At 64.5% G+C, this 2,995-nt stretch carries 3 protein-coding genes and 1 pseudogene; 1 reads left to right on the forward strand and 3 read right to left on the reverse strand.

The window, feature by feature from the left end; genetic code table 11:
- The 3 genes and pseudogenes from ACIQ3R_RS16870 to ccoN all read right to left on the reverse strand — a co-directional run.
- A pseudogene (locus ACIQ3R_RS16870) lies at window positions 1-86 on the reverse strand (CcoQ/FixQ family Cbb3-type cytochrome c oxidase assembly chaperone); the annotation flags it as partial.
- Window positions 83-820 carry a cytochrome-c oxidase, cbb3-type subunit II gene (ccoO, locus tag ACIQ3R_RS16875; RefSeq protein WP_397420014.1) on the reverse strand — a complete coding sequence of 246 codons (738 nt, stop codon included), beginning with the start codon at window positions 818-820 and terminating at the stop codon, window positions 83-85. The gene ccoO and the pseudogene ACIQ3R_RS16870, both read right to left, overlap by 4 nt.
- Before the next feature lie 11 nt (window positions 821-831).
- Window positions 832-2,322, reverse strand: a complete 1,491-nt coding sequence (gene ccoN / locus ACIQ3R_RS16880; protein ID WP_397420016.1) for a cytochrome-c oxidase, cbb3-type subunit I — start codon at window positions 2,320-2,322, stop codon at window positions 832-834.
- A gap of 295 nt (window positions 2,323-2,617) precedes the next feature.
- On the opposite strand from ccoN, the gene ACIQ3R_RS16885 reads away from it, so the two are divergent.
- Window positions 2,618-2,869, forward strand: a complete 252-nt coding sequence (locus tag ACIQ3R_RS16885; RefSeq protein ID WP_397420015.1) for a hypothetical protein — start codon at window positions 2,618-2,620, stop codon at window positions 2,867-2,869.
- The last annotated feature ends 126 nt before the right edge of the window (window positions 2,870-2,995 follow it).

The following is a 2,995-nucleotide window of genomic DNA, read 5'->3' on the forward strand; positions in this document are numbered from 1 at the left end:
ACGCCGGCCACGAAAATCAGCCCGAAGTAGATCAGGCCGGCTTGCTGGGCGAAGGCCGCAACGGCCTCGTAGCTGAGGCCGCTCATCGCAGGTTCTCCGGGTCTTCAGCCCGATAGGTGCGGAAGTCGACCATGGTCCCGAGCACCTGCAGATAGGCGATCAGGGCGTCCATTTCGGTGATCTTGGAGGGATCCCCGTCGTAGTCGCGCTGGGTCACCTTGGCGCCGTATCGGGCCTTTAGCGCCGAGCGTTCGCCAGCAAACGGGTCAACCTGCATCTCGAGATCGGCCTTGGCGTTCTCGATCTGCGCGGCGCTGTAGGGCACGCCCACGGCGCGCAACGCGCGCATCCGCTGTTCAATTGTGCGGTAGTCGAGCTCCGTCTTCGCCAGGAACGCGTAGGGCGGCATGTTGGACTCGGGCACCACCGCGCGCGGGTCCTTCAGGTGATCCACATGCCAATTGTCCGAGTACTTCCCGCCGACCCGCGCCAAATCCGGCCCGGTGCGCTTGGAGCCCCACTGGAAGGGGTGGTCGTACATGCTCTCGGCGGCGAGGCTGTAGTGGCCGTAGCGTTCGACCTCGTCGCGCAGCGGGCGGATCATCTGCGAATGGCAGACGTAGCAGCCTTCGCGGGTGTAGATGTCGCGACCGGCCTGCTCCAGCGGGGTGTAGGGCCGTACGCCCTTCACCCGCTCGATGGTGCTCTCAAGATAGAAGAGCGGAGCGATCTCGACGAGCCCGCCGATCGACACGGTGATGATGATCCCGATCACCAGCCACAGCGAGTGGCGCTCGAACCTGGCGTGATTTTTCCACATGTCCGGAGCCCCTACTCGGCCGCCACGAGGGCGGGGTTATGGGTGGGGATCGGGGTCGCCAGCGGCGAGGTCGCCTCGCCGGGCATGCGGACCGTCCGCCACAGGTTGTAGGCCATGATCCCCGCGCCGCCGAGGTACATGAGACCCCCGACCGTGCGGATGACGTTCTCGATGTGCTTGGCGGCCACGGTCTCGACGAAGGCGTTCGCGAGGTAGCCTTGCGGCGTGTACTCCCGCCACATCAGGCCCTCCATGATGCCGGAGACCCACATGGCGGCGATGTAGAGAAGCAGCCCCGTCGTCGCGATCCAGAAGTGCCACTCGACCAGCTTGTCGGAGTAGAGACGTTCCTTCTTCCAGAGCCAGGGAACCATGCAGTAGACGGCCCCAAAACTGATGAAGCCCACCCAACCCAAAGCGCCGGAGTGGACGTGGCCGATGGTCCAGTCGGTGTAGTGGCTGAGCGCGTTGACGGCCCGGATCGACATCAGCGGGCCTTCGAAGGTCGCCATGCCGTAGAAGGCGATGGCCACCACCATCATGCGGACGACCGGGTCGGTGCGGAGCTTGTCCCAGGCGCCTGACAGCGTCATCAGCCCGTTGATCATGCCGCCCCAGCTGGGCATCCACAGCATGATCGAGAAGGTCATGCCCAGGGTCTGGGCCCACTGCGGCAGCGCCGTATAGTGGAGGTGGTGCGGACCGGCCCAGATGTAGATGAAGATCAGCGACCAGAAGTGCACGATCGACAGCCGGTACGAGTAGACCGGCCGGTTCACCCGCTTGGGCACGAAGTAGTACATCATCGCCAGGAAGCCGGCGGTGAGGAAGAATCCCACAGCGTTGTGGGCGTACCACCACTGGATCAGCGCATCTTGAACCCCTGCGTAGGCCGAATAGCTCTTGGCGTTGAGCAGGCCGACGGGAACCGCCGCGTTGTTCACCAGATGCAGGATCGCGATGGTGACGATGAAGGCCAGATAGAACCAGTTGGCCACGTAGATGTGCGGTTCTTTGCGCTTCCAGATTGTGCCCAGAAACACCAACAGGTAGGCGACCCAGACGATGGTCAGCCAAAGATCGACGTACCATTCGGGTTCGCCGTACTCGCGGCTCTGGGTGATGCCGGCCAGATAGCCGGTCGCCGCCAGCACGATGAACAGCTGATAGCCCCAGAACACAAACCAGGGCCACGCGCCGCCGGCCAGCCGGGCCCGGCAGGTGCGCTGGACCACATAGAACGACGTCGCGATCAGCGCATTGCCGCCGAATGCGAAGATCACCGCCGAGGTGTGCAGCGGCCGCAGCCGGCCGAAGTTCAGCCAGGGAATGTCTGGGTGATAGAAGATGGTCGGCCAGCTGAGCTGTGCGGCCGCGAGCACCCCCGCCGCCAGACCGGCCAGGCACCAGAACATCGTCGCGATCACGCCGGCCCGAATGACGCCGTCCGCGTAGCGGGTCGGGTCCGCACGAAAGCGACCATTGGGCAAACCGACGGTCATCGCCAGGAAGCCGGCCAGAAGCCCAAGGAACAGGGTCCAACCCGCGAGTTGGAAGGATGGATCCTCCGAGATCGCCGTCGCGAACAGCGCGGCCAGCGCGCCCAGGCCCGTGACGGCGTAGAGGATCAAAGCGTTGAGCGGCGCGTCCTCGGACGTTGCGACTGGCTGCGTCATGGCTTCCTGGCTGGGTGGCGTTTGACCGCCGTTTGGCCCGTCCGCCGACGCCGCGCTTTGATTTGGCTCAAGGCTATGGCGCGCCCGTCCGTGCAGCAGGCCCGGAACTCCGGAGATCCCGATGCCTGCGCATGAACTGATGTCGAAAAGCCCGGCCCTGCCCATCGGCTGGGCCCTAACCAGCCTCGTCCTGGCGGTCGACGCCGCCCTCGCGGCGATTCCTGCTTGGGATCACATGCGTGCGATCGGCCGGATTTGCGGAGACGTCAGTGCGGCGCATTGCGGCTGGTGTGTCGCGGTCGCAGGTTTCGCCGCCCTTTCCCTGGTTGCGATGGCCCAGGCCGCGCGCCTGACGATCCGCGCGGCGACCTAAAAATGACGCATGCGTCATATTAGAATATCGGGTTTGCTATAGATCAAAGATACTCGGTCCCGCCCCTGCGATGAGCATCCATCGGAACTCACATTGGAAGCAGGGACCAACATGCGCCTTCCCGTC

It is taken from the genome of Phenylobacterium sp. (genome assembly GCF_044371015.1).
GTDB lineage: Bacteria > Pseudomonadota > Alphaproteobacteria > Caulobacterales > Caulobacteraceae > Phenylobacterium.